Origin of the sequence: Nocardioides sp. NPDC047086, from assembly GCF_040643685.1 — a bacterium.
In the GTDB taxonomy this organism is placed as follows: domain Bacteria; phylum Actinomycetota; class Actinomycetes; order Propionibacteriales; family Nocardioidaceae; genus Nocardioides.
This window is the reverse complement of the sequence record NZ_JBEYUV010000022.1, coordinates 51700-77844: the sequence shown is the minus strand read 5'-3', so window position 1 is coordinate 77844 and position 26145 is coordinate 51700. Positions and strand designations below refer to the sequence as shown.

The 26145-nt window shown below is 70.4% G+C and carries 28 protein-coding genes; 14 read left to right on the top strand and 14 right to left on the bottom strand.

Annotation, left to right across the window (positions count from 1 at the left end):
- Positions 1-153: 153 nt before the first annotated feature.
- Together ABZ796_RS16835 and ABZ796_RS16830 are read left to right on the top strand one after the other, a co-directional pair.
- Positions 154-861 carry a type 1 glutamine amidotransferase gene (locus ABZ796_RS16835; protein ID WP_357338345.1) on the top strand — a complete coding sequence of 236 codons (708 nt, stop codon included), beginning with the start codon at positions 154-156 and terminating at the stop codon, positions 859-861.
- A 27-nt stretch (positions 862-888) separates the two neighbouring features.
- Positions 889-3861 (top strand): bifunctional [glutamine synthetase] adenylyltransferase/[glutamine synthetase]-adenylyl-L-tyrosine phosphorylase, encoded by a 2973-nt coding sequence (locus ABZ796_RS16830; RefSeq protein WP_357338344.1) that lies wholly within the window; start codon positions 889-891, stop codon positions 3859-3861.
- A 3-nt stretch (positions 3862-3864) separates the two neighbouring features.
- On the opposite strand, the gene ABZ796_RS16825 is transcribed toward ABZ796_RS16830, so the two are convergent.
- Complete coding sequence (locus ABZ796_RS16825) at positions 3865-5049, bottom strand: MHYT domain-containing protein (protein WP_357338343.1); 1185 nt, start codon at positions 5047-5049, stop codon at positions 3865-3867.
- Positions 5050-5240: 191 nt separating this feature from the next.
- Here ABZ796_RS16825 and ABZ796_RS16820 point away from each other — a divergent pair, with 191 nt between their 5' ends.
- Together ABZ796_RS16820 and ABZ796_RS16815 are read left to right on the top strand one after the other, a co-directional pair.
- Positions 5241-5939 carry a fused MFS/spermidine synthase gene (locus ABZ796_RS16820; RefSeq protein ID WP_357338342.1) on the top strand — a complete coding sequence of 233 codons (699 nt, stop codon included), beginning with the start codon at positions 5241-5243 and terminating at the stop codon, positions 5937-5939.
- Between the two features lie 9 nt (positions 5940-5948).
- A complete protein-coding gene (locus ABZ796_RS16815; protein WP_357338341.1) occupies positions 5949-6428 on the top strand; it encodes a YbaK/EbsC family protein in 480 nt (159 codons plus the stop codon).
- 91 nt (positions 6429-6519) lie between these two features.
- Here the strand turns inward: ABZ796_RS16815 and ABZ796_RS16810 are convergent, their stop codons facing one another.
- The gene (locus ABZ796_RS16810; protein WP_008357755.1) at positions 6520-6723 is read right to left on the bottom strand and encodes a cold-shock protein; all 204 of its coding nucleotides are present in this window, start codon (positions 6721-6723) and stop codon (positions 6520-6522) included.
- Positions 6724-7045: 322 nt separating this feature from the next.
- Here ABZ796_RS16810 and ABZ796_RS16805 point away from each other — a divergent pair, with 322 nt between their 5' ends.
- Both ABZ796_RS16805 and ABZ796_RS16800 read left to right on the top strand, forming a co-directional pair.
- Complete coding sequence (locus tag ABZ796_RS16805; RefSeq protein WP_357338340.1) at positions 7046-8698, top strand: glycoside hydrolase family 13 protein; 1653 nt, start codon at positions 7046-7048, stop codon at positions 8696-8698.
- A 60-nt stretch (positions 8699-8758) separates the two neighbouring features.
- Complete coding sequence (locus ABZ796_RS16800; protein WP_357338339.1) at positions 8759-9412, top strand: GntR family transcriptional regulator; 654 nt, start codon at positions 8759-8761, stop codon at positions 9410-9412.
- A 142-nt stretch (positions 9413-9554) separates the two neighbouring features.
- Here the strand turns inward: ABZ796_RS16800 and ABZ796_RS16795 are convergent, their stop codons facing one another.
- The 8 genes from ABZ796_RS16795 to ABZ796_RS16760 all read right to left on the bottom strand — a co-directional run bounded on the left by ABZ796_RS16795 (position 9555) and on the right by ABZ796_RS16760 (position 16011).
- A complete protein-coding gene (locus ABZ796_RS16795; RefSeq protein ID WP_357338338.1) occupies positions 9555-10307 on the bottom strand; it encodes a DUF1932 domain-containing protein in 753 nt (250 codons plus the stop codon).
- A complete protein-coding gene (locus ABZ796_RS16790) occupies positions 10304-11092 on the bottom strand; it encodes an ABC transporter ATP-binding protein (RefSeq protein WP_357338337.1) in 789 nt (262 codons plus the stop codon). The genes ABZ796_RS16795 and ABZ796_RS16790 overlap by 4 nt, the downstream gene beginning before the upstream one ends.
- Positions 11093-11109: 17 nt before the next feature.
- Complete coding sequence (locus ABZ796_RS16785; protein WP_357338336.1) at positions 11110-11886, bottom strand: ABC transporter permease; 777 nt, start codon at positions 11884-11886, stop codon at positions 11110-11112.
- A complete protein-coding gene (locus ABZ796_RS16780) occupies positions 11883-12704 on the bottom strand; it encodes an ABC transporter permease (RefSeq protein ID WP_357338335.1) in 822 nt (273 codons plus the stop codon). The genes ABZ796_RS16785 and ABZ796_RS16780 overlap by 4 nt, the downstream gene beginning before the upstream one ends.
- On the bottom strand, positions 12701-13678 hold the full coding sequence (locus ABZ796_RS16775; protein ID WP_357338334.1) for an ABC transporter substrate-binding protein: 978 nt from the start codon (positions 13676-13678) through the stop codon (positions 12701-12703). The genes ABZ796_RS16780 and ABZ796_RS16775 overlap by 4 nt, the downstream gene beginning before the upstream one ends.
- Positions 13679-13862: 184 nt before the next feature.
- On the bottom strand, positions 13863-14261 hold the full coding sequence (locus tag ABZ796_RS16770) for a DUF1707 domain-containing protein (protein ID WP_357338333.1): 399 nt from the start codon (positions 14259-14261) through the stop codon (positions 13863-13865).
- 116 nt (positions 14262-14377) lie between these two features.
- Positions 14378-15298 (bottom strand): AEC family transporter, encoded by a 921-nt coding sequence (locus ABZ796_RS16765; protein WP_357338332.1) that lies wholly within the window; start codon positions 15296-15298, stop codon positions 14378-14380.
- Positions 15298-16011, bottom strand: a complete 714-nt coding sequence (locus ABZ796_RS16760; RefSeq protein WP_357338331.1) for a GntR family transcriptional regulator — start codon at positions 16009-16011, stop codon at positions 15298-15300. The genes ABZ796_RS16765 and ABZ796_RS16760 overlap by 1 nt, the downstream gene beginning before the upstream one ends.
- A gap of 108 nt (positions 16012-16119) precedes the next feature.
- Between ABZ796_RS16760 and ABZ796_RS16755 the strand changes: the two genes are divergently transcribed.
- Genes ABZ796_RS16755 through ABZ796_RS16740 form a run of 4 tightly spaced genes read left to right on the top strand, consistent with a single transcriptional unit; the run spans position 16120 to position 19487 of the window.
- A complete protein-coding gene (locus tag ABZ796_RS16755; RefSeq protein ID WP_357338330.1) occupies positions 16120-16827 on the top strand; it encodes an MFS transporter in 708 nt (235 codons plus the stop codon).
- Positions 16824-17786: an NAD(P)-dependent oxidoreductase gene (locus tag ABZ796_RS16750; protein WP_357338329.1), complete on the top strand. Its 963-nt coding sequence runs from the start codon at positions 16824-16826 to the stop codon at positions 17784-17786. Before ABZ796_RS16755 ends, ABZ796_RS16750 begins: the two co-directional genes overlap by 4 nt.
- Complete coding sequence (locus ABZ796_RS16745) at positions 17783-19177, top strand: acyclic terpene utilization AtuA family protein (RefSeq protein WP_357338328.1); 1395 nt, start codon at positions 17783-17785, stop codon at positions 19175-19177. Before ABZ796_RS16750 ends, ABZ796_RS16745 begins: the two co-directional genes overlap by 4 nt.
- Positions 19170-19487, top strand: coding sequence for a DUF4387 domain-containing protein (locus tag ABZ796_RS16740; RefSeq protein WP_357338327.1), 318 nt, complete (start codon positions 19170-19172; stop codon positions 19485-19487). Before ABZ796_RS16745 ends, ABZ796_RS16740 begins: the two co-directional genes overlap by 8 nt.
- Here ABZ796_RS16740 and ABZ796_RS16735 read toward each other — a convergent pair.
- The gene (locus tag ABZ796_RS16735; protein ID WP_357338326.1) at positions 19484-20188 is read right to left on the bottom strand and encodes an SGNH/GDSL hydrolase family protein; all 705 of its coding nucleotides are present in this window, start codon (positions 20186-20188) and stop codon (positions 19484-19486) included. The two genes, ABZ796_RS16740 and ABZ796_RS16735, sit on opposite strands and share 4 nt — an antisense overlap.
- A 267-nt stretch (positions 20189-20455) precedes the next feature.
- Here ABZ796_RS16735 and ABZ796_RS16730 point away from each other — a divergent pair, with 267 nt between their 5' ends.
- Positions 20456-22162 (top strand): hypothetical protein, encoded by a 1707-nt coding sequence (locus ABZ796_RS16730; RefSeq protein ID WP_357338325.1) that lies wholly within the window; start codon positions 20456-20458, stop codon positions 22160-22162.
- Here the strand turns inward: ABZ796_RS16730 and ABZ796_RS16725 are convergent.
- Together ABZ796_RS16725 and ABZ796_RS16720 are read right to left on the bottom strand one after the other, a co-directional pair.
- The gene (locus ABZ796_RS16725) at positions 22102-22671 is read right to left on the bottom strand and encodes a hypothetical protein (RefSeq protein WP_357338324.1); all 570 of its coding nucleotides are present in this window, start codon (positions 22669-22671) and stop codon (positions 22102-22104) included. The two genes, ABZ796_RS16730 and ABZ796_RS16725, sit on opposite strands and share 61 nt — an antisense overlap.
- A gap of 24 nt (positions 22672-22695) precedes the next feature.
- A complete protein-coding gene (locus ABZ796_RS16720) occupies positions 22696-22905 on the bottom strand; it encodes a hypothetical protein (RefSeq protein WP_357338323.1) in 210 nt (69 codons plus the stop codon).
- A gap of 121 nt (positions 22906-23026) precedes the next feature.
- Between ABZ796_RS16720 and ABZ796_RS16715 the strand changes: the two genes are divergently transcribed.
- From ABZ796_RS16715 to ABZ796_RS16705, 3 genes are all read left to right on the top strand, one after another.
- A complete protein-coding gene (locus ABZ796_RS16715; protein WP_357338322.1) occupies positions 23027-23602 on the top strand; it encodes a GNAT family N-acetyltransferase in 576 nt (191 codons plus the stop codon).
- Positions 23603-23671: 69 nt separating this feature from the next.
- Positions 23672-24076, top strand: coding sequence for a type II toxin-antitoxin system PemK/MazF family toxin (locus ABZ796_RS16710; protein WP_357338321.1), 405 nt, complete (start codon positions 23672-23674; stop codon positions 24074-24076).
- A 303-nt stretch (positions 24077-24379) separates the two neighbouring features.
- Positions 24380-25702: a DUF222 domain-containing protein gene (locus tag ABZ796_RS16705; protein ID WP_357338320.1), complete on the top strand. Its 1323-nt coding sequence runs from the start codon at positions 24380-24382 to the stop codon at positions 25700-25702.
- Positions 25703-25714: 12 nt separating this feature from the next.
- Here the strand turns inward: ABZ796_RS16705 and ABZ796_RS16700 are convergent, their stop codons facing one another.
- Positions 25715-26137 (bottom strand): carboxymuconolactone decarboxylase family protein, encoded by a 423-nt coding sequence (locus ABZ796_RS16700; RefSeq protein WP_357338319.1) that lies wholly within the window; start codon positions 26135-26137, stop codon positions 25715-25717.
- Positions 26138-26145: the final 8 nt, after the last annotated feature.

The window sequence follows — 26145 nt, the reverse complement described above, 5'->3', positions numbered from 1 at the left end:
AAGCCCGATTCCACACTTCCGATCCGGTGCTGCCACACTGGATCGAACGGGAGAGTGGGAGTGATGTCGTTGAGTCTTCCCCGAGTGCTTGTGATTCAGCACGAGGAGACAGTTCCGCCGGCGTTGTTCGGTCATTGGCTGGCTGAGGCGGGCATGTGCGTCGACGTCTGTCGGGCATACGCCGAGCCGATCCCGCCGCTCTCGTCGCTGGACGCCTCCTACTCGGGGCTGCTCGTCATGGGCGGCTCGATGGACGCCGACTCCGACGATGAGCACCCCTGGCTCCAGGTCACCCGGGAGCGGATCGCGCAGGCCGCCGAGGCCGGTATCCCGACGCTCGGGATCTGCCTGGGCCACCAGCTGGCCGCGCTGGCCCTCGGTGGCACCGTGGAGCGCAGCCCGTTCGGGCTGACCGTGGGCGTGCACCAGGTGACCTGGGAGCCCGAGGTTCTCTTCGACCCGCTGATGCGCCTGCTGGCGGGCGACGACCGCGCCATGCACTGGCACCGCGACGTCGTCGGCCGGCTGCCCGAGGGCACCGTCGAGCTGGCCAGCTCGATCGACGGGCAGGTCCAGGCGGCTCGGTTCGCTCCGACCGTGTGGGGCGTGCAGTTCCACCCCGAGGTCGACGCCGCCGCGGTCGCGGTCTGGGCCGAGGAGTCCGTCGAGGAGCTCGAGCAGATCGGACGCAGCGTCGAGGACGTCGTCGCGACGGCCACCTTCGCCGAGAAGGAGCTGATCAAGACCTGGCAGCCGCTGGCCTTCGGCTTCGCGCGCCTGGTCCGTGAGCGCAGCGCCGCCGTCGCCCCCGGCGGCACTCGTGGAGGGGTCATCCCGACCCCTAGGCCCTGGAGCGCCTGACCTCGCTCAGGTGACAGAATCGGGGCCATGACGTTGCCAGGCAAGGGCGAGCTGCTCCGGCTCGGCTTCAACGACCCGGACACGGCCCTGGCGGATCTGGCAGGTCTCGGCGCCGGCGCCGACGAGCTGCTGGCGATCCTGGGACAGGCGGCCGACCCCGACGCGGCGCTCGCCGGTCTGGTCACGCTCGCCGAGTCCCAGGGCGACGGCTTCGTCGAGGAGCTCGCCGGCGACGAGGGCACCGCGATGCGGCTGGTCTCGGTGCTCGGCGCTTCGCCCGCGCTGACCGATCACCTGACCCGCCATCCCGCTCACTGGCGCGAGCTGGCCGACCCGACCCTCGGCACGACCCGGCCCGCTGCGTACGTCTTCCGGGCGTCGCTGCTCGCGGTCGTCGGCGCGGACCCGGCCGATGAGAGCCCGGTCGCCACGGTCCCGGACGCGGAGGCGGTCGATGCGCTCCGGGTGGAGTACCGCCGCTGGCTGCTCCGGCTGGCCGCCCGCGACCTGGCCCACCAGCTCCCGGTCGACGATGTCGCCGCCGAGCTCTCCGACTTGGCCTGCGCGACCCTCGACGCCGCGCTCGCGGTCGCCCGCGCGCGGGTGGGGGAGGAGGCGCACGCCGTTCGGCTGGCAGTCGTCGCTATGGGCAAGTGCGGCGGCCACGAGCTCAACTACGTCTCCGACGTAGATGTCATCTTCGTCCACGAGGCCGCCGACGGGGTCGGCGAAGACGTCTCGCTACGGGTCGCCACCCAGCTCGCCAGCAACCTGATCCAGGTCTGCTCGGCCCACACCGGCGAGGGCACCATCTGGCCGGTCGACGCCGCGCTGCGGCCCGAGGGCAAGGCGGGTGCCCTCTCGCGCACGATCACCGGCCATGTCGGCTACTACGAGCGCTGGGCGAGCACCTGGGAGTTCCAGGCGCTGCTCAAGGCCCGGCCGGCCGCGGGCGACCTCGCCCTGGGCCAGGCCTACGTCGACGCGGTCAACCCGTTCGTGTGGAAGGCCGCCGAGCGCGACGGCTTCGTCTCCGACACCCAGAAGATGCGGCGCCGGGTCATCGCCCACATCCCGTCCAAGGAGGCCGACCGTGAGCTCAAGCTGGGCGCGGGCGGGCTGCGCGACGTCGAGTTCGCCGTACAGCTGCTGCAGCTGGTGCACGGCCGCACCGACACCGGGATCCGTCAGCCGACCACGCTCTCCGCGCTGGCGGCGCTGACCCGATCCGGCTACGTCGGTCGCGAGGACGGCGAGGCCATGCACGAGGCCTATGCGTTCCTGCGGCGGATGGAGCACCGGCTCCAGCTCCACCGGCTGCGTCGCACCCATGTCGTCCCCGACGACGAGGAGTCGCTGCGCTGGCTGGCGCGCTCGCTCGGCTACCTGCGCGATCCGGTGGTGCGGCTGGAGAAGGAGTGGGGTCACCAGCGGATCGAGGTACGCCGCCTCCACGAGAAGCTCTTCTACCGACCGCTCCTCGACGCGGTCGCCCGGATCCCGTCCGGCCATGCCCACCTCTCCGCGAAGGCTGCCGAGGAGCGGCTGACCGCGCTGGGCTACGCCGACCCCAAGGCGGCGCTGCGACACCTGGAGGCGCTCACCACGGGCGTCTCCCGGCGCGCGGCGCTGCAGCGGGCGCTGCTGCCGGTGATGCTGCAGTGGCTCTCCGAGGGATCCGACCCCGATGCCGGGCTCTTCGGGTTCCGGCGGATCTCCGACGCGCTCGGTGCCACGCCCTGGTATCTGCGCTCCCTGCGCGACGAGGGCCTGGTCGCGCAGCACTTCGCCACGATTCTGTCCACCTCGCGCTACACCACGGCGCTGCTCGAGCGGGAGCCCGAGGCGCTGCGCCTGCTGGGCCACGATCTCGCGCCGCTCTCCGCCGAGGCGCTGACCGACGAGATGGTCGCCCGCGCCGCCCGCCGCCGCACCACCACCTCCGCCGAGGAGGCCGTACGCCACATCCGGGCGATCCGCCGCCGCGAGCTGTTCCGGATCTCGGCCGCCGAGCTCCTCGGTGAGGCCGACATCGACACCATCGGGGCGGCGCTCTCCCGGCTGACCGACGCCACCTTGGAGGCCTCGCTGCGCACCGTCGTGGCCGAGGAGGTCGGCCGTCGCGAGCTCGAGAATGCGCCGACCCGGATCGCGATCATCGCGATGGGCCGCTACGGCGGGTTCGAGCTCTCCTACGCCTCCGACGCCGACGTGCTCTTCGTCCATCAGCCCGTCGAGGGCGCCGACCCCGGCGAGGCGACCCAGTTCGCGCTCAAGGTGATCGCCGACCTGCGCAGGCTGCTCGCCCTCCCCGGGGCCGACCCGCCCCTGGAGCTCGACGCCGACCTGCGCCCCGAGGGCCGCCAGGGCGCGCTGGTGCGGACGCTGCCGGCGTACGCCTCCTACTACGCGAAGTGGTCGGGCATCTGGGAGTCGCAGGCGCTGCTGCGCGCCGATGCCGTCGTCGGCGACCCGCAGGTGCGCGATGCCTTCATCGAGATGATCGATCCGCTGCGCTACCCCGAGGGCGGCCTGAGCGAGGACGAGATCATCGAGGTGCGCCGCATCAAGGGCCGCGTCGACCATGAGCGGCTGCCGCGCGGCGCCGACCCCAACACCCATCTCAAACTCGGCCGCGGCGGGCTCGCGGACATCGAGTGGACCGCCCAGCTGTTGCAGATGCGACATGCGTACGCCGTGCCGGGGCTGCGTACGCCGCGCACCGTCGAGGCGCTCGAGGCCGCGCGGGACGCCTCGCTGATCGAGCCCGACGACGCCGAGACGCTCATCGAGGCGTGGCGGATGGTCAGCCGGGTCCGCAACGCCGTCACCCTCGCGCGCGGCCGTCCGGCGGACTCACTGCCCGCCGGACCGGTCGAGCAGCACGCCGTCGCGGCCATCCTCGGCTATCCGGCGGGCGCGACCGACGAGCTGGTCAACGACTACCTGCGGATGACCCGCCTCGCCCACGGCGTGGTCGAGCGCGTCTTCTGGGAGTAGGCCCTAGAGGTTGTTCCGCGGCGGCAGCCAGCCCGGGTTGCGCGGCGCCCGAGGCTGCTGCTGGGCCGGGGGCTCGTTGCCCGTCTCCTCGCCCGGCTGTCCACCCTGCGGGTTGAACAGATCCGTCCGCCGCTCCGGGTAGGCGGTGGAGGGCTGCTGGGCGTAGGGCCGGGGTGTCCAGCGTCCGTTCTGCGGCCGCAGCTGGGTCGGACGCTGAGGGCGCTGGGCGAACATGTTGCCGATGCCTTCGCCGGCCGGCTGGTTCGCCTGCGGGCTGCCGGAGGCGGCGGGCTGACGCGTCGGGAGCGGCTGCAGCGGCTGCTGAGGCAGCAGCTCGGGCTCGTGACCAGGGAAGGACAGCTGTCCCTGGGCCGGCCGCTGCGGCATCATCGGGTGAGCACCGGAGTTGGACGTCGCCGCCCGCCGGTCCGGGCTCCACGGGTCCTCGAGATCGTCGTTGATGCCCGCGAACATGGTGGCGAAGCCGATCACGATCAGCATGCCGGCCGAGATCGCGAAGATCGGCATCGCCAGGTAGACCGGGTCGGCACCGCTGACGTGGCCGAGCTTGTCGTCGGGGGAGCTGTGGATCTCGAGGGCGAGCATGCCGGTGTAGTGCATGACGCATACGCCGATGCCCATGATGACGGCGGCGCCCACGCGGATCAGCAGCGTGGTCACGTTGAAGGCGAAGAACAGCGCCAGCGCCGAGGCGACGAGCGCGATGACGACGGAGGCCACGACGACGCCCGGCTTCCAGACCATCTTGGCGCTCATGTCCATCGCGTACATGCCGGTGTAGTGCATCGCGCACACCCCGGCACCGGTGACCAGGCCGCCGACGATGTAGCCCGCGCTGCCTCGCATGGCGGTCGCGATGAGCATGCCGACCATCGCCGCGATGATCGCGACGGCGAGCGAGATGAGGGTGGTGCCGATGTCGAGGGCGTACGCCACGTGGCTGTCGAAGGCGAGCATGCCGATGAAGTGCATCGACCAGATCGCGCCGCCGCCGATCGAGGCGGCCGCGCCGAAGAGCCAGAGCCAGGCGCCGGTTCCTGTGCCGCGCCGGCGAGCGCGGGTCGCACAGGTCAGACCGACCCATGAACCGAGTACGGAGATGATGAACGACATCCCAACCAGGGGTTGGCTGAACGCCCCGATCGTGACTTCTTCGATGCTTGTCACGCTGCTTTGACTTCCTCTCGTTCCTCGCCGGATGGGGTGTGGGGGATCGGCGAGGTAGATCTGGAAACATGCATGGATGCCCCTAAGGGTATCCGGGATGCATCCATAGCGGGCAATGGTGCCGTTGTCGCGCAGGTCACAATAGAGGAACAGGTCCCCCAATTCCATGTGGGGGGTAGGGTATGGGCGCTATGGCCGACGATGTATACGTGCTCGAACTCGACGAGATGCGACAGTCGGCCGTCGACCTGGGGGACCCGACCCGCCTCGTGTTCGACTACATGAGGCGTATCGGGGATGTTACCGACCGGCTACCTCCGGGGCCAGTGCGGGTTCTGCACGTCGGCGGTGCCGCGATGACGCTGGCGCGCTACGTCCACGCGACCCGGCCGCGCTCCTCCCAGATCGTGCTGGAGCCGTCGACCGAGGTCATCGAGCGCGTACGCCGCGAGGCCCCGCTGCCGCCGCGCAGCGGCATCAAGGTGCGTCCCGTCGACGGGAAGAGCGGCATCGGCGGCGTACGCGACGGCTTCGCCGACCTGGTGATCCTCGATGCCTTCGACGGCGGTCGAACCCCGGCCGAGCTCACCACCGCCGCCTTCGTGGAGGACGTACGCCGCGTGCTGGCCCCCTCCGGGGTCTTCGTCGCCAACCTCGTCGACAAGGCGCCGTTCCGCCAGGCCCGTGACTTCATCGCGGCGGCCCGGGACCTCGGCGACATGGTCGTCGGGGCCGAGCCGGCGACGTTGAAGGGCCGTCGCCCCGGCAACTTGGTCATCGCCTGTGGCGCGGTGCCGGCATCGCCGTTCGGGTCGCCCTCCCCGATGGAGTACCGCGTCTTCACCGGCCGCGCCGTCGCCGACTCCTTCGGCGGCGGGACGCGCAGCTAGGCTGCGAGCATGTCGATCGAGCTGGCCCGCACGCACCTGGACCGATTCGGACGTGGTGGAGACATCATCGAGTCGGTGGAGTCCAAGGCGACCGTCGAGCTCGCCGCGGCCGCCCTCGGCGTCTCGCCGGCGGAGATCGCCAAGACCATCAGCCTCTACACCGATGACCGCACCGCGGCGATCCTCATCGTCGCCGCCGGCGACGCCAAGATCGCCAACGCGAAGTTCAAGGCGCACTTCGGTACCAAGGCGCGGATGCTCGCCGCAGAGGACGTGGAGCCGATGACCGGGCACGCGATCGGTGGCGTCTGTCCGTTCGGCAACCCCGCGTCGGCCGAGGTCTGGCTCGATGCCTCGCTGAAGCGCTTCGACACGGTCTACCCGGCCGCGGGGAGCGCCAACACGACCATCGCTCTCACCCTCGGCGACCTGGAGACGATCAGCGAGGCCCGGGGCTGGGTCGACGTCACCAGGCTTCCCGAGGTCTGACCCGAAGAGGCACCCGGCAAATAGGGGACAGCCCCGCCCTGCCGAAGCAGGAGCGGGGCTGCCTTTGCTGAAAGGTCAGCTAGGTCTTTGGTCAGACCGGGCGGACGTTCTCGGCCTGCGGGCCCTTGGGGCCCTGGGTGACGTCGAACTCGACGCGCTGGTTCTCATCCAGGGTCTTGTAGCCCTGGGTCTGGATCGCGGAGAAGTGCACGAAGACGTCGTCGCCCCCGTTGTCCTGGGCGATGAAGCCGAAGCCCTTGTCGCCGTTGAACCACTTCACGGTTCCCTGAGTCATGAATCTAATCCTTGTGTACACAGGGCGACTCCGTGCCGCCCTTGGGCGTTGAATCCACGAGTCCTGATTTCTGCTTCTGCGGAAGACCAAGTGCTGCACGAACGGTCACCGAGAGCAACCGCGAAGCGCGTGGGGACGCCTCCTTCAACGCAGACAAGCCTACATGCCGCGAGCCGACTTCGGGCATCCCCGGTTTTTCGGCGTTTCAGGCGCCGGATCCGTTCGAATACTGCGCCGGTACGGACCGCCCGGTTTGACAACCCCGAGCATCGCATCGACAAGATCGGGGTACCGGTGGCCAACAGACGAGATAGGGATCCACGTGGACCAGCCATGGTGGCGCGAAGCTGTCGCATATCAGATCTACCCGCGCTCGTTCGCGGACTCGAACGGCGACGGGCTCGGTGACCTGCAGGGGATCACCGATCATCTGGACTACCTCGCCGCGCTCGGCGTCGATGCGATCTGGATCTGTCCCTTCTACACCTCGCCGCAGAACGACCACGGCTACGACGTCGCCGACTACTGCGACGTCGACCCGATCTTCGGCACGCTGGACGACGCCGACCACCTGATCGCGCGTGCTCACGAGCTCGCCCTGAAGGTGATCGTCGACCTGGTCCCCAACCACACCTCCTCGGCGCACCCCTGGTTCGTCGAGGCACTTGCTGAAGCGAAGCCCGAAGCGACGGGCACCGGCGATGCCTCTGGGTCGCGGGCCCGCGAGCGCTACATCTTCCGCGACGGCCGCGGCGAGAACGGGGAGGAGCCGCCGACCAACTGGCGATCCGTCTTCGGTGGGCCGGCGTGGACGCGGGTGCCGGACGGGCAGTGGTATCTCCACCTCTTCGACGACGACCAGCCCGACCTCAACTGGCACAACCCCGAGGTGGTCGAGGAGTTCACCAAGATCCTCACCTTCTGGCTCGACCGTGGCGTGGACGGCTTCCGCGTCGACATCGCTCACGGGCTCTTCAAGGAGCTGCGCGACCAGGTCGTTCCCGAGGGGCTCGCGCTGACCTCGGACGCCGCGGTGATGTACGAGCGCGGCGTCACCGACGCGCCGATGTGGGACAACCTCGGCGTCCACGAGATCTACCGCGCCTGGCGCAAGCTGATCGACTCCTTCGACGGCGACCGGATGATGGTCGCCGAGGCCTGGACCCCCGGCCCGGCCGAGCTGCGGCGCTACGTACGCGCCGACGAGTTCAACCAGGCGTTCAACTTCTCCTGGCTGCAGGCGCCCTGGTCGGCCGAGGCGTTCGCCGAGGTCATCGAGTCCACGCTGAAGGCGCTCGGTCCGTCGCGGGCGGCGCCGACCTGGGTCCTGTCCAACCACGACGTCGTACGCCACCGCTCGCGTTACGGCGACGGGCTGCAGGCGCTTCACCGGGCGCGGGCGGCGACGCTGACGATGCTGGCGCTCCCGGGATCCGCCTACCTCTACCAGGGCGAGGAGCTGGGCCTGCCCCAGGTCTACCTGCCGCCGGAGTATCAGGAGGACCCCTGGTCGGAGACCGGTGAGGGTGGCCGTGACGGATGCCGGGTGCCGCTGCCGTGGAGCGGGTTCGAGCCGCCCTTCGGGTTCAGCCAGGTGCCCGAGGAGGAGCTGCCCACGCAGCCGTGGCTGCCGCAGCCGGCCGAGTGGGTGGACCTCACTGTGGCCGCGCAGAACGGAGTCCGGGACTCCACGCTGGAGTTCTACCGGGCGGCGCTGACGGCGCGACGTGCCTACGCGCTCGGCGCCGATGAGGACGTGGAGATCCTCGACGCGCCCGAGGGCGTCGTCTCGTTCCGGCGTGGCCGGGTCGGCGGGTCCGCGGACACCAGGACCGACCTGATCGTCGTCCTCAATTGCGGCATGGAGCCGACGCCGCTGCCCGAGGGTGAGATCGTGATGTACAGCGGCGACCCGGTCGTCGGCGATCTGCCCACCGACGCGGCGGTCTGGATCCTCGCGCCCGCGGCCGGGTGATCGTCTACCAAGATTGTCAACAATATTGGTACGCTCCTTGGACCCGATCAAGGAGGACATGTGGCGGTCTCGCCGACCCAGGTAACCCAGCGTGACGTGGCGGAGGCGATCCGCCGCGACATCCTCGACGGTGAGCTCGTCGCCGGCCAGCGCCTGGTCGAGGCCGAGCTCTCCGAGTCGCTCGGTGCCAGCCGCGGTGCCGTACGCGGCGCCCTGATCGATCTGACCCACGAGGGTCTGGTCGAGCGGATCGCCAACCGCGGTGCTCGGGTGCGGGTGGTCAGCATCGAGGAGGCCGTCGAGATCATCGAGGTCCGGGCCGCCGTCGAGGCGCTGTGCGCGGCCAAGGCCGCCGAGAAGATCACCGACGAGGAGATCGCCGAGCTGCGTCGGCTCGGCGAGGAGATGTCGGCCGCGGTCGCCTCCGGCGACGTCGGCACCTACTCCAAGCTCAACACCCGGCTCGACGAGCGCTTCGTGGCGATCTCCGGCCAGCAGGTCGCGGCCGAGACGCTCGCGCGGCTCCAAGGCCGGAGCGTACGTCACCAGTACCGGCTCGCCTACCGGCCCGGTCGTTCCCAGGTCTCGCTGCCCCAGCACCTCGCGATCATCGAGGCGCTCGCCCGGCGTGACCCCGCTGCTGCGGACACCGCCGTGCGCGAGCACCTCGCCAGCGTCCTCGAGGCCGTACGCGAGGTCGCGCGGGAGAGGTAGCGCGAAGGGCTGGTGCGTTGGTCTCGACACGCTCGGCCGCAGGCGGCCTCGCGGCTCGACCAGCGGGTTTGGGCGTTGGTTGAGCCGCCGGAGCCGCTAGGCGTAGGCGTGTCGAAACCAACACAGTCGCTTCCGTGACCGTTCAGGCGAGGTCTTGAAGCCAGTCGCGACTGGCGCGGGCGACCCGGCCGGGTACGCCGAGGTCGTCGAGCATCTCGGCGGCGGCCGCCATCTCGTGGGAGCGGCGTACGGCGTGGCGGTGGCTGCCTTCGACGAGGCGGTCGAGGGTCGCGGCCGAGGCGCGCTCGAGCTCGCGCATGATCTCGGTGCGGGTCTCCTCCTCGAGCCCGGCGGCGCGGGCCGCGGCCAGGCTCTCCAGGACGGCGGCGCCGAGGCCCTTGTAGAAGACCGAGCGGAGCAGCTTGCGGGTCGCTGCGTCGCCGACCTGACCGTCGATCACCTCGACGTTCGCGCCGCCCGTACCCAGCAGCCGCGCCGCCTCGGCGGCACCCGGGCCGGCGGCGATCATCGGCACCCGGATGCCGAGGTCGGGCACGGTCGACATCAGCGCGACGTCGGCGAAGGCGCAGTGCCCCTCGAGCACCGCGGCGACCTCGCGCTTGCGGGCCGGCGAGGAGGTGTTGACGTCGGCCCAGACCGTCGTCACCGACAGTCCGGTCAGTGCGTTGCGGGCGGCGTCGACCGAGTCGGTGGCCGAGTTGACGCTGATCACCAGGTCGGCGCCGTCGGCGGCGTCGGCCTCCGAAGCGCACGCGACGGTGCCGGGCGGAGCGCCGACTGCAGGGTCGTAGGCCCGCACGGTGACTCCTGCCGTCAGCAGGTCGGCGACGAACGCCGAGCCGGCCTCGCCGAGCCCGAGAACCGCGACGATCATGCCGGGCGCTCTCCCTTCTTCGCCTTCTGGATCAGCTCGTAGACGTGTGCGCGCAGCTCCGCGAAGTGAGGAGCGGAGCGGGTGGTCAGCTGGTCGCGCTCGCCGGGGAGGTCGATCGCGACGTCCTCCAGGATCACCGTCGGCCGGTTGGAGAGCACCAGCACGCGTTCGCCCAGGTAGACCGCCTCGTCGATGTCGTGGGTGACGAAGAGAACGGTGACGCCTAGCCGCTTCCAGAGCTCGCGCACGAGGTCTTCGAGGTCGGCCCTCGTCTGGGCGTCGACGGCGGCGAACGGCTCGTCCATCAGCAGCACCGAGGGCTCATAGGCGATCGCGCGGGCGATCGCGACCCGCTGCTGCATGCCGCCGGAGAGCTGCCAGGGGTGCGAGGAGGCCGAGTCGGCCAGGCCGACGGCGGTCAGCGCCTCGTCGACCAGCTCGGTCCGGCGGGTGCGCGGGATCTTCTTCTCCTTGAGCGGCAGCTCGACGTTCTGCCGGACGGTGAGCCAGGGGAACAGGGAGCGTCCGTACTCCTGGAAGACCACCGCCATCCCGGCGGGCGGCTCGGTGACGGCGGCGCCGTCGAGCTCGACGACCCCGGCGGTGGTCTCGAGCAGCCCGCTGATGCAGCGCAGCAGGGTGGTCTTGCCGGCGCCGGAGGGGCCGACGATGCAGACCAGCTCGCCCTGGCCGATCGAGAAGTCGAGCTGCTCGATGGCCTCCAGCGAGGTGCCGCCGGTGGTGTAGGTCTTCTGCAGGCCGCGTATGTCCAGGGCAGTTGGCACGGGATTCTCCTCTGTGGTCAGGCGCCGCGGTCGGCCTGGCGCAGGCCGCGGTACCAGGCGAGCGAGTGGTGCTCGACTAGACGGAACAGGACCGAGAGCAGGAAGCCGAGCATCCCCAGGAGGATGATCCCGGTCCACATCTGCGGGACGGCGAAGCTGCGCTGGAACTGCACGATCGAGGCGCCGAGGCCGCGGTTGGCGCCGAAGAGCTCGCTGATCACCATCAGGATCACGCCGATCGAGAGCGCCTGTCGCGCTCCCGCCGCGATCTGCGGTGAGGCCCCGCGCAGGACGACCTGCCGCAACCGGGTCCACGCGCTCAGCCGGTAGCAGCGGGCGGTGTCGAGCATGACCTCGTCCAGGCCGCGTACGCCCTCGACGGTGTTGAGCAGGATCGGCCACAGGCAGCCGAGCGCGATCGTGACGATCTTCGAGGTGTCGCCGGTGTAGCCCAGGAACAGCGCGATCACCGGCACCAGGACCGGCGGTGGCACCGCCCGGAAGAACTCCAGCGTCGGCTCGCAGAACGCGCGGACCGAGCGGTGGAGGCCGATGACGACCCCGAGGAGTACGCCGCCGGCCAGCGCGACCAGATAGCCGACCGCGAGCCGCGAGAGACTCGGCAGCACGTCGCCTCGCCAGCGGTCGGCGGTCCAGGTCTCCCCGAAGACGCCGAGGATCTTGGACAGCGGCGGCCAGAAGACGTTCGTGGAGCCGGCCGAGGCGAACCACCACACCGCGACCAGCACGATGGGTAGGGCGAGGGCGTACGCGACGGTCCGAAGGGCTCTCATCGGGCCTCCTTGCGGACCGAGACGTGCCAGCGGAGCGTGCGCCGTTCCAGGGCCCGTGCGGCCAGGTTGACGAGGACGCCGATGCTCCCGACGACGATGACCAGGGCATAGGTCTTCTCGACCGCGCCGGAGGACTGTGCGACGCCGATGGACTTGCCGAGGCCGGGCACGCCGATGATCAGCTCGGCGGTGATCTCCAGGATCAGCGCGACCGAGGCGGCCAGCCGGAAGCCGGTCATGAGATAGGGGAGCGCGGTGGGCCACAGGACCGTGCGGACGGTGGTCAGCCGCGAGAAGCGGTAGGAGCGGGCGGTGTCGCGCACGACCGGGTCCACGTCGGCGACCCCGTAGAGCACCTGCACCAGGATCTGCCAGAACGAGGCGTACACGACCAGGATGAGCGCCGAGGTCGGCCGGCTGCCGTAGAGCAGCACGACGAGCGGGATCAGCGCGACCGAGGGGATCGGGCGCAGGAACTCGATCGTGGAGGCGGTCAGGTCGCGCAGGAAGCCGACCGAGCCGATGACCACGCCGAGCACGATGCCGGCGGCCATCGCGATGGCCAGGCCGGTCGCCCAGCCGCGCAGGGTGGCGCCGAGGTCGGTCCAGAACGTGGCCTCGCCGAACTGGTGGAGCAGTTCGGCGAACATCGCGCTGGCCGGCGGGAGGTAGCTGTCGTCGACGATGCCGAGACGCGGCAGCACCTCGGCAAGGCCGACGACGACGAGCAGACCGAGGACACCCAGGGCGGCGTCCCGGCCGCGGCCGGCGACCCGCTTGGGGCGGGTGCCGGCCAGGGGCAGGGTGGCGACGGTCACGGAAGCAGAGCGTCCACGTCCGGGTCCTTGGCGAACAGACCGTCGGCCTCGGAGAGGTCCGCCAGCTTCTGGATCGAGGCGGCGTCGATCTCGGAGGTCCACTGCGGCATGTTGAGCTCGGCGAGCACCTTGTCGTCGATGTCGGTGTAGGTCGGGAGGATCTCCTTGACCTCGTCCGGGTGCTGCTGGGCGTAGTCGAGCGACTCGTTCATCGCGGCGGTGAAGGCCTCGACGGTGTCGGCGTCGGACTCGGCGTAGCTCGTCGAGGTGAAGTACTCCGCCACCGCGAGGCCCGGGTCGGCGGCGACGAAGTTGGAGCCGAGGTCGGTCATGCCGGCTTGGGTGCCGATGGTGAGGAACGGCTCGACGACCTGGCCCGCGTCGACGTCGCCCTTCTCGATCGCCGGGCCGATCTCGGGGAAGGCCAGCTCGACGTACTCGATCTTGGTCGGGTCGCCACCGTCTTGACGGACGAGCTCGTTGGTGGTGGTCGTGTTGATGTTCTTGAGTGTGTTGACCGCGACCTTCTTGCCCTCCAGGTCCTTGGGCGACGTGATGTCGCTACCGGCCTTGACCAGGACACCGGCCATGTCGGCCGCAGGATCCTCGGTGGCGTTGACGCCGGCCGTGACGACCTCGATCGGGACGTCCTGGGTCTGGGCCAGGAGCAGGGAGGTCGTGTTGGAGAAACCGAACTGGTACTGACCGCTGGCCACCGCGGGGACGATCGCCGCGCCGCCCTGGGCGAGCTCGAGACTGACGTCGAGTCCCTCCTCCTTGAAGAAGCCCTTCTCCACCCCCAGGTAGATGGGGGCGACGTCCACGATCGGGATCACGCCGACGGTGATCTCGGTGGCGCCGTCGGCACCCTCGTCGGCGGACCCGCCGCCACAGGCGCTGAGCGCGAGCGGAAGGGCGAGAACGAGTGCGGTTGCCAGACCGCGGTGCGCGGTGCGGGCAGGGGAGCGGTTCATCGGGGACTCCTCGTGGGCCGGTCGCCCGCTCGATCGCAGGCAGGTCGCCAGTGTGATGCACACCACGAGATATTGTAAACAATCTTGGCGGCAATTTTACCGGCTGGGTTGTGGGGTACGGCCGCCGGGGCGACCGCGGCACAACCTAGTGGTGAGCCCGCGTGGAGGCCATCGAATCCGGAGTTCAGTGCACGGAACGATGGAAGTGCTGGTGATGACGGTGCCCATGGTGGTGTCCCTTGCGGAAGACGAGCGCCCCGACCGCGATCGCGGCGAAGACCCACCACGGCACGCCCATCACGACCAGCCCGATCGCCACGAGCAGGAAGCAGGCGACCAGCGGGAACGCCCGCGGCCGGCCCCGTCGCGACCGGCGGGCGACCTGCGGCGGCTGCGGCGCGCTCGGCGGCAGGTCGGTGAAGAGCATCTTCAGGTCGGCCTGGACCTTCGCGGACCAGACCGCGTCCAGGCGCTCGTAATAGTCGTCGTCGGTGAGCCGGCCGGTCGAGTAGTGCTCGGCGAGCCTGGCCGACGCCTTCTCCCGATCGGCCTCGCTCACCCGCAGGTTGTCGAGGTTGCTCATGCGTGTCCCCTTTGTGAATGCCGCTTCGACTGTCGGCGTAGTGTCCCGATATATCGCGAGGGTACGCCGGCAGGAATGCGGCCGCAAGGGACTTTCGTCTGGGCTCGGTCGTCGCCTCAGGTGAGCAGCACGACGACCAGCAGGATCGCCGGCACGGTCGCCAGTGTGCTGACGAAGATGACGTCACGCGCCAGCAGCACGGCCCGGTTGTAGCGCTGCGCGACGACGAACACGTTCTGGGCGGTCGGCAGCGCCGAGAGCACCGTCACCGCCAGCAGGGCCTCGGCGTCGAGCCCGAGGAGGAACCGCCCGATGACGTACGCCGCCACCGGCTGCACCACCTGCTTGGTCGCGACCACGGCGGCCAGGTCGAGCGGGGGCACGCCGCGACCGGGGAGCGGGCCGAGCCGGAGCGCGACCCCGTAGGCGATCAGCATCGAGGGGACCGCCATGCCCGCCACCAGGTCCAGCGGATCGGAGACCGCGGTCGGCAGATCGAGACCGGTGACGGAGAGTGCCACCCCGATCAGGGAGGCGACGGTGATCGGGTTGGTCAGCGGGCGGCGCAGGATCGCCCAGAACGAGAGCCTCGTCGTACTCGCGTCGGCGTCGAGGATCACCAGTGCCAGCGGCTGGAGCACGAGCATCTGCAGCAGGAGTGTCGGCGCGACCAGGACCGGGTCGCCCAGGACGTACGACGCGATCGGGAGGCCGAGGTTGCCGGCGTTGGCGTAGCAGCCGCACAGCGTCGCGACCACCGTGGTGCCCAGGTCGCGGCGGCGAATGCGGGCGACGACGACGATCAGCGTGCCCGAGACCAGCACGGCGCCGGCGACGGCGACCAGGTTGCCGGAGAACACGAAGCCGAGGTCGCTGTCGTCCATGACCGTGATCAGCAGGGCCGGGCTCGCGACGTAGAACGCGAGCGTCGACAGGGTGCGCTGGCCGTGCTGGTCGAGGATCTTGAGCTGGGCGAGCAGGGCGCCGAGGGCGATGAGGACGCTGATCGTGGCGAAGCCGGTGAAGACCCCTGCCACTAGATCTCGCGCCGCAGGTCGAGGAGCCCGCGGGCGGCGTGCTCGGTGACGATGCGTTCGGACTCCGCGGCGTCGCGGGCGCGCAGGGCGATCACGAGGGCGCGGTGCTCGGCGTAGCGGTCGGCGCCGAACTCGTCGCCGGCGAGCAGGTGCGTCCGGGAGATCTCGCGCTGCCGGGACCGGGTCAGCGAGCGGGACTGCTCCAGCAGGCGCAGCAGGACCGGGTTGTGGGCCGCGGCGTTGACCTGCTCGTTGAAGCGGCCGAGGACGTCGAGGAAGCGGTCGGCGTGCTTCTCGACAGGCTTGTCGTCGCGGTGGCGTGCCCGGATCAGGATCACCAGGTCGTCGGCCTCGTCGAGCAGGCGGTCGAGCTCGTCGAGCTCGTCGTCGGTCGCGTGCCGCGCGGCGAACCGGGCGGCCAGGCCGCGCAGCGCGACCTCCACCTCGGCCAGGTCGTGGCTGGCGTCCTCCTCGATCCGGGCCACGAGGGTCGTACGTGGCCCCACCCGCTCCACGAGTCCGTCGAGCTCGAGTCGCCGGATCGCCTCGCGGACCGGCGTCGGGCTGACGCCGAGGCGCTCGGCCATGCCGCGCTCGGTCACCTTCGCGCCGGGCTCGAGCTCGCCGGACCCGATCTGGCTGCGTAAGGCCTGGTAGACGCGCTCGGCCACGGTCGTGGTCTCCGGCGTGGTCTCGGGGGAGGAGATCGACATGGTGCTGATCCTAGGCCACTTTTTCTGCAGTGCCACCTCTTGACTGTTTTGCTGTAGCAAAACTACTGTGAGCGCCGCCACAGTCCTGAGATCACGGAGGTCCGTCTCGTGAGCACCACCATCCCCACCGCGCCACCACGGCAGCTCGGGCCCCGCCGGATCACCCTCCTCGTCGCGCTGGCGGTCTTCGCCCAGGAGTCGATGTGGAACTTCTACGACAGTCAGGTGCCGCCGCTGCTGCGCGAGCACCTGGCCAGCGCCGCCCTCGTCGGCTTCATCATGGGCATGGACAACCTGCTCGGGATCTTCATCCAGCCGTGGATGGCCAACCGGTCCGACCGGACCCGCACCCGATGGGGCCGGCGGATGCCCTACCTCGCGGTCGGGATGCCGCTGGCGGCGCTGCTGTTCGTGACCCTGCCGCACACCGCGGACTCGCTGCCCCTGCTGATCGTGGTCATCGTCGCGTTCGCGCTGGTCTCGAACTCGTTCAAGCCGATCGGCGAGGCGCTGGTGCCGGACTTCATCGCCCCCGAGCGCCGCAGCCGGGCCAACGCCGCCGTCAAGATCGCCTCCGTGGTCGTGCTGTGGAACCTGGCGCCCTCGGCACGGGTCTTCGGGACGTACGCGGCGCTCTATGCGGTGGGCTGGCAGGCCGGTGCCTTCCTCGGGCCGGCGCTGATCGGCGGCGCCGTGGACGTCCTGGGCTGGCCGACGATGCTGCTCGACATCGCGGTCGTCACGGCGGGCGCGGTCGTGATCGTGGTGCGGATCGACCGCCTCCAGCGGCGCGGCGACGCCGAGAAGGCGGTGTGAGCGCGTTGGCCCGGATCCTGATCACCACCGACTACCTGCGGCCCGGCGACGAGGTCGACGACCTCCTCCGCTCCCGGGGCCACGAGACCCGCTACCCGTCCGGTGACCTGGTCGCGGACCTGGCCGGGGCGGAGGGTGCGCTGGTCGGGCACGACGCGCTCACCGTCGAGGTCCTCGCGTCCACCGACCGGCTGAGGGCGGTCGTACGCACCGGGGTCGGCTACGACGCGGTCGATGTCGAAGCGGCCGCGCGTGCCGGGATCACGGTCAGCAACCTGCCCGGGATCAACGCCAACGCCGTCGCCGAGTACACGATGGGGCTGCTCCTGGCCTCCTCCCGCCGGCTGGTCGAGACCGCGACCGGCGTCGCGTCCGGCGGCTGGCCGCGCCAGGACGGCCGCGAGCTGCGCGGCTCCACCCTGGGCCTGATCGGCTACGGGGCAGCCGCCCGCGCCGTCGTGCCGCTGGCCCGGGCGTTCGGGATGAGGGTGCTGTGCATCACTGCGGTCCCCGAGGCCGAGCGGACCGACCCCGAGGTCCGGTTCGTCGAGCTGCCCGAGCTGCTGGCGGGCGCGGACCACGTCTCGGTCCACACCGCGCTCACCCCACGGACCCGAGGGCTGCTCGACGCCGCCGCGTTCGCGCTGATGAAGCCGGGTGCGGTGCTCGTGAACACCGCCCGCAGCGCGATCCTCGACGAGGACGCGCTCGTCGCCGCCGTACGCGAGGGCCGGATCGCCGGCGCCGCGCTCGACGTGGTCGCCGAGGAGCCGCTGCCGGCGGGGAGCCCGCTGCGCGGGGTGCCCGGCATCGTCGTCCACTCCCACCTGGCCGGGCAGACCGCCCAGGCTCGCCGGGCCGCCGGCGTCGAGGGAGCCAGGGAGCTCCTCGACGCGCTCGCGGGCTGCCCGAAACATGCTGTCAACGCCCACCTGATCGAGAAGAGAGACAACAGATGACCAGCGACACCGCTGACTCCGTCAGCATCCTGGTGCCCAGCGGGATGCTCGGCGCCGGGTTCCCGGAGGAGACGATCACCCGTGGGATCGCGCTGGGGGCGGACGTGATCGCCGTCGACGGCGGCTCCACCGACTCCGGTCCTTACTACCTGGGTGCCTCGAAGCCGAAGACCACGGCCGCCGCGATCGCTCGCGACCTGCGGCTCCTGCTCCGTGCCGCGGCCGGTGCCGGGATCCCGCTCGTCGTCGGCTCCTGCGGCACCAGCGGCACCGACGACGGCGTCGACTGGGTCGCCGGGATCGTCGCCGGCCTGCTCGCCGAGGAGGGCCTGTCGATGAAGGTCGCCCGGATCTACGGCGAGCAGCGCGCCGCCGACCTGAAGGAGCCGCTCGAGGCCGGCCGGATCCACCCGTTGCCGCCGCTCGGCGACCTCGACGTCGCGACCCTCGAGGACTGCACCCACATCGTCGCCATGATGGGCCACGAGCCGATCGCCGAGGCGCTGGCGGCCGGGGCTCAGGTGGTCCTGGCCGGGCGGGCGACCGACACGGCCAACGCCGCTGCGTACGCCCTGCTGACGGGGATGCCCACCGGGCCGAGCTGGCACGCGGCCAAGATCGTCGAGTGCGGTGGCCAGTGCACGACCAACCCGCGGGCGGGCGGGGTCTTCGCGACCATCGACCGGACCGGGTTCACCATCGAGCCGCTCGACGAGAGTGCCGCGTGCACGCCGATCTCGGTGGCGGCGCACATGCTGTACGAGACCGCGAACCCGTTCGAGATGAGGGAGCCCGACGGCACGCTGGACGTGCGTGATGCCGTCTACACCGCGCTCGACGAGCGCCGGGTCCGGGTCGAGGGGTCGCGGTTCCACCACGCCGAGCAGCACACGATCAAGCTCGAGGGCGCCCGGATCACCGGCTACGAGACGATGTCCTTCTCCGCGATCCGCGACCCGCTGATCCTGAAGGACATCGAGGACTGGGCCTCGCTGATGGATGTGGTGTTCACCCAGCGGGTCGAGCAGACCCTCGGCCTGACCAGGGACGACTACGACTACGACCTGCGTCTGTACGGCTACAACGCGGTCCTCGGCGACCTCGACCCCTCGACCGAGCCGCCGCGCGAGGTCGGGGTGATGCTGCTGGTCCGGGCCGCCGACCAGGACCTCGCCACCGCCGTCGCCAAGGTCGCCAACCCGCTGATGCTGCACCTGCCGGCCCAGGACATGGACTACCTGCCCAGCCTGGCCTTCCCAGGGTCGCCTGCCGAGGTCGAGCGGGGAGCTGCGTACGAGTTCGCGCTCAACCACGCCGTCGACAGCCTCACGCCGACCGCGATGTTCCGCACCGAGCTCACTGACGAGATGGGAGAGAAGCACGATGTCTGAGACCACCCTGGGGGACCTCGCGATCGAGGTCCGCTCCAAGAACGCCGGCCCGTTCTGGATCACGATGGAGCTGTTCATGCGCGATGCCGAGGGCTACCGGATCGCGGCCGACGAGACCTTCCTCGACGAGGATGTCGTCGCCGGTCTCTACCGGGTCGACCCCGGGTCGGTCCAGATCTTCCGGATCCCCTCGCTCAACGTCGTCAAGATCTCCTACCCGCGCCCGGTCTCCCAAGGCTCGCTGCGAGACCGCGACGTCCATGCCGGCCAGCACCACGTGCCGCTGGCCCAGCTCGTCGTCTCGAGCTAGAGATCGAGGTGGTCGCAGATCGCCTGGGCCCAGCGCTCATAGCCCGCCGGTGAGGCGTGGAACCCGTCGGCCGCGAAGAAGGACGGCTCGGCGGGACCGAGGTCGGCGGAGCTGACCCACTGCACCGACGTACGCCCGGCGCAGACCAGCCGCGCTGCCACGTCGAGCGCCTCCCCGCGCTCGGCGAGGTAGCGCCGCAGGGTGCGGGGGAGCGACGGGAACGCGCCGAACTCCGGGATCCCCGGGAGCACGGTGCGCGCGGCGTGCTCCTGGAGGGTCTCCACGATCGCGGTCAGATCCCGTGTCCACGCCTCGACCGAACGGCGCGCGAGGATGTCGTTGACGCCCACCAGGAGCACCGCGAGGTCCCACTCGCCGGTGACCTTGGTGAGGATGCCGTGCCGAATCCGCTCGCTCGTCGCGCCGTACTTCCCCAGTGCCCGCCACTCGACCGGGCGCTGGGTCGTTCTCGCGACGGCGCGCGCCGTCGACCCGGCGAAGGCGAGGTCGTGGGTGGGTGCGCCGCGGCCCGACGCGGACGAGTCGCCGACCACCAGCAGGCGCAGCGGAACGGGGTCGTCATCGGCCTCCGGGCCCGGTACGAACCCCTTCGTCGGACCCTCCGGGCGAGGCTCCTTCCCGATGGTCCGGCGGACGTACGCGGCCTGTGCGGCGACCAGCGGGAGCAGCAGTGGATTCATCGTCTCTCCCGGGGCGGAATGTCGTGACGTACGTGCTCTTCCGTCGTTCTACAGCGCGTGCTCCGGTGGGTCTTCGACGTTGGCTGAACGGTGGGCGAATGTCCCCGAAAGGTTTGACACAGACACTCCTCAGCCCGGTCACCGTTGGGGTACAAGACAAGGGAATCAAAGACACGTGACCCGACTCACCGCGTGCCAGCCCTAGCATCACGCCCAGTTGTGAGCGCTCGACCAAAACCCTCCCTCCACTCGAAGGAATGCGACGCCATGTCCGACTTCATCAGCGGCATCTTCAGCCGCCACAAGAACGAGCAGCCGAAGGCCGGGGAGGGGGAGTCGATCGACGTCTCCGCCCCCGGCTACGGCGAGAGCCTGGCCACCACCGAGGCCAGCGCGTACGTCACCGAGCCCCCCGCCCCGGCGATTGCCGAGCCGGTTGCTGACCCGCTTGCCGAGCCGGTTGCCGAGAACCTCATCGAGCCCATCGCCGAGGCCCCTGCCCTCGACCCGCTCTCCGACCCTGAGCACGTCGTCACCGACACCGAGGAGACCCCGGCTGCCGAGGTGGCCGAGCTCGCCGTCGACGAGGTCGAGGTGGGCAGCGACGTCGTGGGCGAGGTCGCCGAGACCGAGGCCGTCGAGGCTGTTGACGAGGCGCCGCTCGAGGGCGTCGACGCCGACGCCCCCGTCGCCGAGACCACCGAGGAGGTCGAGGAGCCCGCTTCCGAGGAGCCGGCCGTCGAGGAGACGTCGGTCGACGAGACTCCGGTCGAGACCGAGGCGGTTGTCGAGGCCACCGACGCCGAGGCGACGGACGCCGCGGACGAGGTCGCCGCCCCGGAGGTTGCCGAGGATCTCGCGCAGGACGGCGCCGTCGAAGACGCGCCCGAGGACGTCGTCGAGGCCACCGAGACGGTCGTTCCCGAGGTCGACGCCGAGGACGCCTTCGTGCCCGCTGACGCGATCGCTGAGGAGGCCGCTGCGGAGGAGCCGACCGAGGTCGAGGATGCGGTGGTGACCGCGGACGAGGGTGAGGCGTCCGAGGTCGTGGAGTCCTTCGAGCCGGGCGACACGACGGAATCGGTCGAGCCGGACACCGAGGTGACCGAGGAGACCGCTCCGGAGGCCGAGGGCGAGCTGGCCGAGTCGCTGGAGGGCGACGCGGCGCCGGTCGACGAGGTCATCGAGGTGGCCAAGCCGGTCGAGGGCGAGACGCAGGTCGAGGAGGCTGCTGCTGAGGAGGTCGACACCGAGGAGGCGCCGGTGGAGGCCGAGGACGTCGTCCCGGTTCCCGAGACCGGCGAGGCGAGCGAGCTGGAGGTCGACGCCGAGGAGACCGACGTGACCGCCGAGGCTGTCGACGAGCCTGTCGAGGCTGCCGAAGAGGTCGAGGCGGCCGTCGAGCCGACCGACGTCGTCGAGGAGGAGCCCGCGGAGACCGACGTCGAGGCCGAGAAGACCGAGACGGTCGTCGACGAGGCGCTGGCCGAGGACGCCGCCGAGGCGCCCGCAGAAGAGGCCGTCGACCCGGTCGCCGTGGAGTCCGAGCCGGTCGAGGAGCCTGCGGTGGTGGAGGAGATCGTGTCCGAGACCCCGGCCCCCGGCTTCGCGCCGGAGCCGGTCCTCGAGCCGGAGCCGACCGCCGACTCGACCCTGACCGGTGTCCTGCGCGCCGCCCGCGCCGCCCGCGAGGAGCGCGGCAAGTCGACGGTGAGCGAGGGCCTCGTCGAGCGCCTCGTCCACCACATCGTGGCCAAGATCGACGGCGTACACGCCATCGACGACGAAGGCACCGTGGTCGACATCGCCGGCGACATCGCCAACATCACGGTGTCCTACGTGATCGCGTACGGCACCCCGGTCAAGGCCAACGCCGTCGCCATCCGCACCCAGGTGATCGAGGCGGTCGAGGACTACTTCGACATCGACGTCGAGGCCGTGGACGTCAACGTGAGCGACTTCCACATCGCCTGACCCAGCCCACGGCGCCTCGGACCGGGTGAGCGATCATCCGGGCCGAGGCTCCGTGGTAGTTGTCGACCGCGCCTGCGAGCATCGGCCCTGTCGAGGACTTCGCCGGTCGCGCGCATCTGCTCGTCCTGGCGCCCACCCGTGGTGGCGAGCGGGATCTCGGCGATGAACCGCCGCTCGCTCTCCGGGATCCGCGCGGCCACGAGATCAGGGTCCGTCGCCGCTGTTCCGTACAGCCGCGGGCCGTCCAGCGCGAACACGTCCAACATCACCAGCCGGCCGGCGACCGTGCGCATGACATTGGTCGGGTTGAGGTCGAGGGGTCCTGGCCACGGCTGCTCCCACCGCAGCCGATCATGGATCCGGAGCGCCACCTCGAGGACCCCGCCGCCGGACTCTTGGATCGCCCGCGCGAACCTCCTCGCCTCGTCCTCGGGCACGCGCTCGAGCAGCTCGAGGATCTGCAGGTTCCCGCCGCCAGCGAGCCGGCGATGGCCGAGCAGCGCCGGCACCTGTCCGGTAGCGGCCGCCTCGCGCTAGAAGGCGGTGTCGTACGTCCCTTCCGGATCGAAAGGGCTGATCCGGGCTGCCGCGCGTCCGTTCGGCGAGCTCAGGGCTATGGCCCAGTCACCCGCTCCGCATCGCACCCATCCGGCGTCGAGCAGAGCGGCTTCCGCATCTTTGTGGTCGGCGTCCGGATGGATGAGCGCCAGGCGGCTGTCGTCCGAACCGGCCTCGGTGGTCATCGCCGATGACTCTAGTGACCTGGGTCGTTCCGACGCCGTCCATTTCTCGGGGCCTCGTGCCGCCTGACATGAGAGAGTGGCGGAAAGCCTCGGAGCGCGCCGCGCCCCGAGGCTTTCGCGTATGACGACACTTCACACCGATCTCAACGACATTCCGTCCCCGGTCATCGCCCGCCTCGCCCGGACCGAGGACCATCTCGCCCTCCGCCACCTCTGGCTGCTGTTCCGCCACGACATGTCGCGTTTCAGTTCCACCCTTCCGTTCGCCGACGGCACCTTCCGCTCCGAGCGGCTCGACGCGGCCCTCCGCTCCGACCCCGGCTGGCGCACCTGGATCCTGACCGCCGGAATCCATCCGCTCGGGTTCGCTCTGGTCCGCGCCGCCGACCAGCCCGTACGCGTCCTGAACAGCTTCTTCGTCGTCGCCGGCGCTCGCCGGGGTGGGCTCGGGCTCCAGTTCGCCCGGGCTGTCGTCTCGGCTGCGCCGGGGGAGTGGGCGGTCGCCTACCAGAACCAGAATCATGCGGCCGCGCGGTTCTGGGAGCGGGTCACCGCGGACGGTGATCCGTCGTGGTCCGAGACCGTGGGCGCCGGCGGCGCGGTCGACACGTGGATCTCGTTCTCTGTGGGAGGCGGGGACTCTGCTCGCGGATCGAGTCGCCCGGCCTCGTCCGACCACCAGCGGCCTACGCTGTGACCTGCGGCAAGCGCACGATCGTCTGTCCTCACGCAGGCACCGGCCTGTCGTCCTGGGTCAGGAGCACATGTGCAGCGTGGCGAAGTCTGGTGGGTGCAGTTCGACGAGCGGCGGCTGGTCGTGCTGCTGTCGGGAGACGAACCGTCCGGGATCCAGGTGATGCAGGTCGTCGCTCCGGCGGGTGTCGACATCACCGGTCTGGGGGTCGAAGTGGCTGTGGGTGCCTCGGATGGGCTGCCTTGTGAAGGTGTCCTTCGGGTTGCGCTTCCGCGGCCGGGGTTCACCCCGTGCACGTGGCTGACCACTGTCTCCCGGGACGATCTCATCGAGCGGGCCGGCGTCCTGTCTGCCGCGAAGCTCAGCGAGATCGACGATGCTCTTCGTCTTGGTGGAGAAACTACGGAGGTGAGTGCGGCGACTGCCGTGAAACTTGGCGAGATGAGGGACAGGGTTCGGCGCGGTGGGGTTGGGTAGGAGTCTTCTTGGGGAGGAGACCTCTCTTGGCGACTGTGTTTCGTTTCTGGGTTCGCCGCCGACCCGTTCTTTGAGTGTTTCTCGATCGCGCGCCGCGTCAAGGACGGGCTTCGCCCGCCGGCTTCGCCGGTGGCCTTCGGCCATCCTGGACTCGGCACCCGATCGAGAAAGATTTCGCCTGTAGCGGGGCGGCGGCGAGAGAGTGGCGCAGCACTCACGTGTCTTGTTCGCTGACTGCGTAACTGTCATCTGACCAGCATTAATGAGTCGCGCGCTCGTACTCGAACGCATATAATAAGGCGTATGAACGAGACCATCGACCGCCTCCTCGCCGGGCCACCCCTGGGTGCGTCCGAGGGGGAGCTGGTCGACTGGATCACTCGGCTCGAAGCAATCAAGTGCACCGCCGAGGCCGTCCAAGCGGAAGCGGCGGTACGTCTGGAAGAAGTGGTCCGGGCACGCCAATTAGGGGCTGGGGTTCCTGCCCGGAGACTGGGCGAGGGGGTCGCGTCCCAGGTCGCGCTCGCGCGGGGGGTCGCGCCCGAGAAGGGCGCGAAACTGCTCGGGCTGGCGAAGGTCCTGCTCGGCGAGATGCCGCACACCTTCGCGCTGATGAAGGCCGGACTGTTCTCCCAATGGCAGGCCACGATCTTGGCCCGGGAGACCGCCTGCCTGTCGCTGGAGGACCGTCGGGTCATCGATGAGAACCTCTGCGCCACCGGTCCGAGCGGCGAGGTACCGACGGTGGTGTCGATGGGGCTACGGCAGCTCGAGAACGCGGCCAAGAAACTCGCCATCACCCTGGACCAGGCCTCCGTGGTCGCCCGCGCCGCGAACGCGACCAAAGACCGCCGGGTCAGTCTGCGACCGGCCCCGGACACGATGACCTGGCTCGGCGCCCTGCTCCCTGTCAAAGACGGCGTCGCGGTCTTCGCGGCCCTGGATCAGGCCGCGAAGGCAGCCCGTGCCGCCGGTGACGGGCGGACCCGGGGTCAGGTCATGGCCGACACCCTTGTCGAGCGGGTCACCGGCCGTGAGAAGGGCGGTGTGAAGCCTCGGATCGAGGTCAAGATCGTGATGAGCGCCGACGCCCTGGCCAACACGGGCGACCAGCCCGCCATGGTCGAGGGCTACGGACCGGTCCCCGCCGAATGGGCCCGCGACGCGCTCACCGACGCCGAGGTCTTCATCCGGCGCCTGTTCACCGACCCAACCGGACAACTGGTCGCGATGGAATCCCGCTCCAGGAAGGCACCCGACGGGCTCGCGGAGTTCATCACCACCCGCGACGGCGGCACCTGCCGCACCAGCGGCTGCGATGCTCCGATCCGCAACATCGACCACATCCAACGCCACACCGACGGCGGCGAAACCAACGCCGCGAACCTCCAAGGGCTCTGCGAACGATGCAACCAGGCGAAAGAGGCACTCGGCTGGCGAGCCAGACCCGGACCCGACGGCAGCATCATCACCACCACACCCACCGGGCACACCTACACCAGCCCACCACCCGAGCCCTGGCGACATCACCCACCGCCCGACGCCCAGGCCCCGGACCCGCCGCCACTATCACCAGCCGAGATCCGGCTGCGCAACGTACTCCTCGACCACACCCTCGCCGCGTGACCAGTGTTGCGGTCAGGTGAGGGGGAGGAGGTCGCGTTCGGCGAACACCTTCTTGGCGGTGAAGGTGGCGTTCAGAGCGCGCGGGAAGCCGCAGTAGACCGCGGAGTGGAGGAATGCCTCGATGATCTGCTCGGGGGTCAGGCCCACGTTGAGGGCGGCGTTGATGTGGACCTCGAGCTGAGGCTCGCAACCGCCGAGGGCGGTGAGCATGCCGAGGGTGACGAGCTGTCGGTCCCGCGGCTCCAGGCCGGGGCGGGCGTAGATCTCACCGAAGCCCCAGGCGACTACCTGGTGGCCCAGCTCGGGGGCGATGTCGGCGAGCGAGTCGATGACTCGGGCTCCGGCCTCGCCGTCGATCGCGTCGAGGATCTCGCGGCCGTGGTCGTGGCGAGCGGAGCGGGAGATGGGGTCCTGGGCGGGGTTCTCGAAGGTCATGCCGCGCA

Coding starts and splice junctions, on each gene's coding strand:
- ABZ796_RS16745 (WP_357338328.1), top strand. CDS start 17,783: ATGACCAGCGACACCGCTGACTCCGTCAGCATCCTGGTGCCCAGCGGG.
- ABZ796_RS16740 (WP_357338327.1), top strand. CDS start 19,170: ATGTCTGAGACCACCCTGGGGGACCTCGCGATCGAGGTCCGCTCCAAG.
- ABZ796_RS16700 (WP_357338319.1), bottom strand. CDS start 26,137: ATGACCTTCGAGAACCCCGCCCAGGACCCCATCTCCCGCTCCGCTCGC.
- ABZ796_RS16775 (WP_357338334.1), bottom strand. CDS start 13,678: ATGAACCGCTCCCCTGCCCGCACCGCGCACCGCGGTCTGGCAACCGCA.
- ABZ796_RS16720 (WP_357338323.1), bottom strand. CDS start 22,905: ATGACCACCGAGGCCGGTTCGGACGACAGCCGCCTGGCGCTCATCCAT.
- ABZ796_RS16785 (WP_357338336.1), bottom strand. CDS start 11,886: ATGAGAGCCCTTCGGACCGTCGCGTACGCCCTCGCCCTACCCATCGTG.
- ABZ796_RS16760 (WP_357338331.1), bottom strand. CDS start 16,011: ATGTCGATCTCCTCCCCCGAGACCACGCCGGAGACCACGACCGTGGCC.
- ABZ796_RS16835 (WP_357338345.1), top strand. CDS start 154: ATGTGCGTCGACGTCTGTCGGGCATACGCCGAGCCGATCCCGCCGCTC.
- ABZ796_RS16820 (WP_357338342.1), top strand. CDS start 5,241: ATGGCCGACGATGTATACGTGCTCGAACTCGACGAGATGCGACAGTCG.
- ABZ796_RS16735 (WP_357338326.1), bottom strand. CDS start 20,188: ATGAATCCACTGCTGCTCCCGCTGGTCGCCGCACAGGCCGCGTACGTC.
- ABZ796_RS16770 (WP_357338333.1), bottom strand. CDS start 14,261: ATGAGCAACCTCGACAACCTGCGGGTGAGCGAGGCCGATCGGGAGAAG.
- ABZ796_RS16830 (WP_357338344.1), top strand. CDS start 889: ATGACGTTGCCAGGCAAGGGCGAGCTGCTCCGGCTCGGCTTCAACGAC.
- ABZ796_RS16795 (WP_357338338.1), bottom strand. CDS start 10,307: ATGATCGTCGCGGTTCTCGGGCTCGGCGAGGCCGGCTCGGCGTTCGTC.
- ABZ796_RS16715 (WP_357338322.1), top strand. CDS start 23,027: ATGACGACACTTCACACCGATCTCAACGACATTCCGTCCCCGGTCATC.
- ABZ796_RS16730 (WP_357338325.1), top strand. CDS start 20,456: ATGTCCGACTTCATCAGCGGCATCTTCAGCCGCCACAAGAACGAGCAG.
- ABZ796_RS16810 (WP_008357755.1), bottom strand. CDS start 6,723: ATGACTCAGGGAACCGTGAAGTGGTTCAACGGCGACAAGGGCTTCGGC.
- ABZ796_RS16815 (WP_357338341.1), top strand. CDS start 5,949: ATGTCGATCGAGCTGGCCCGCACGCACCTGGACCGATTCGGACGTGGT.
- ABZ796_RS16705 (WP_357338320.1), top strand. CDS start 24,380: ATGAACGAGACCATCGACCGCCTCCTCGCCGGGCCACCCCTGGGTGCG.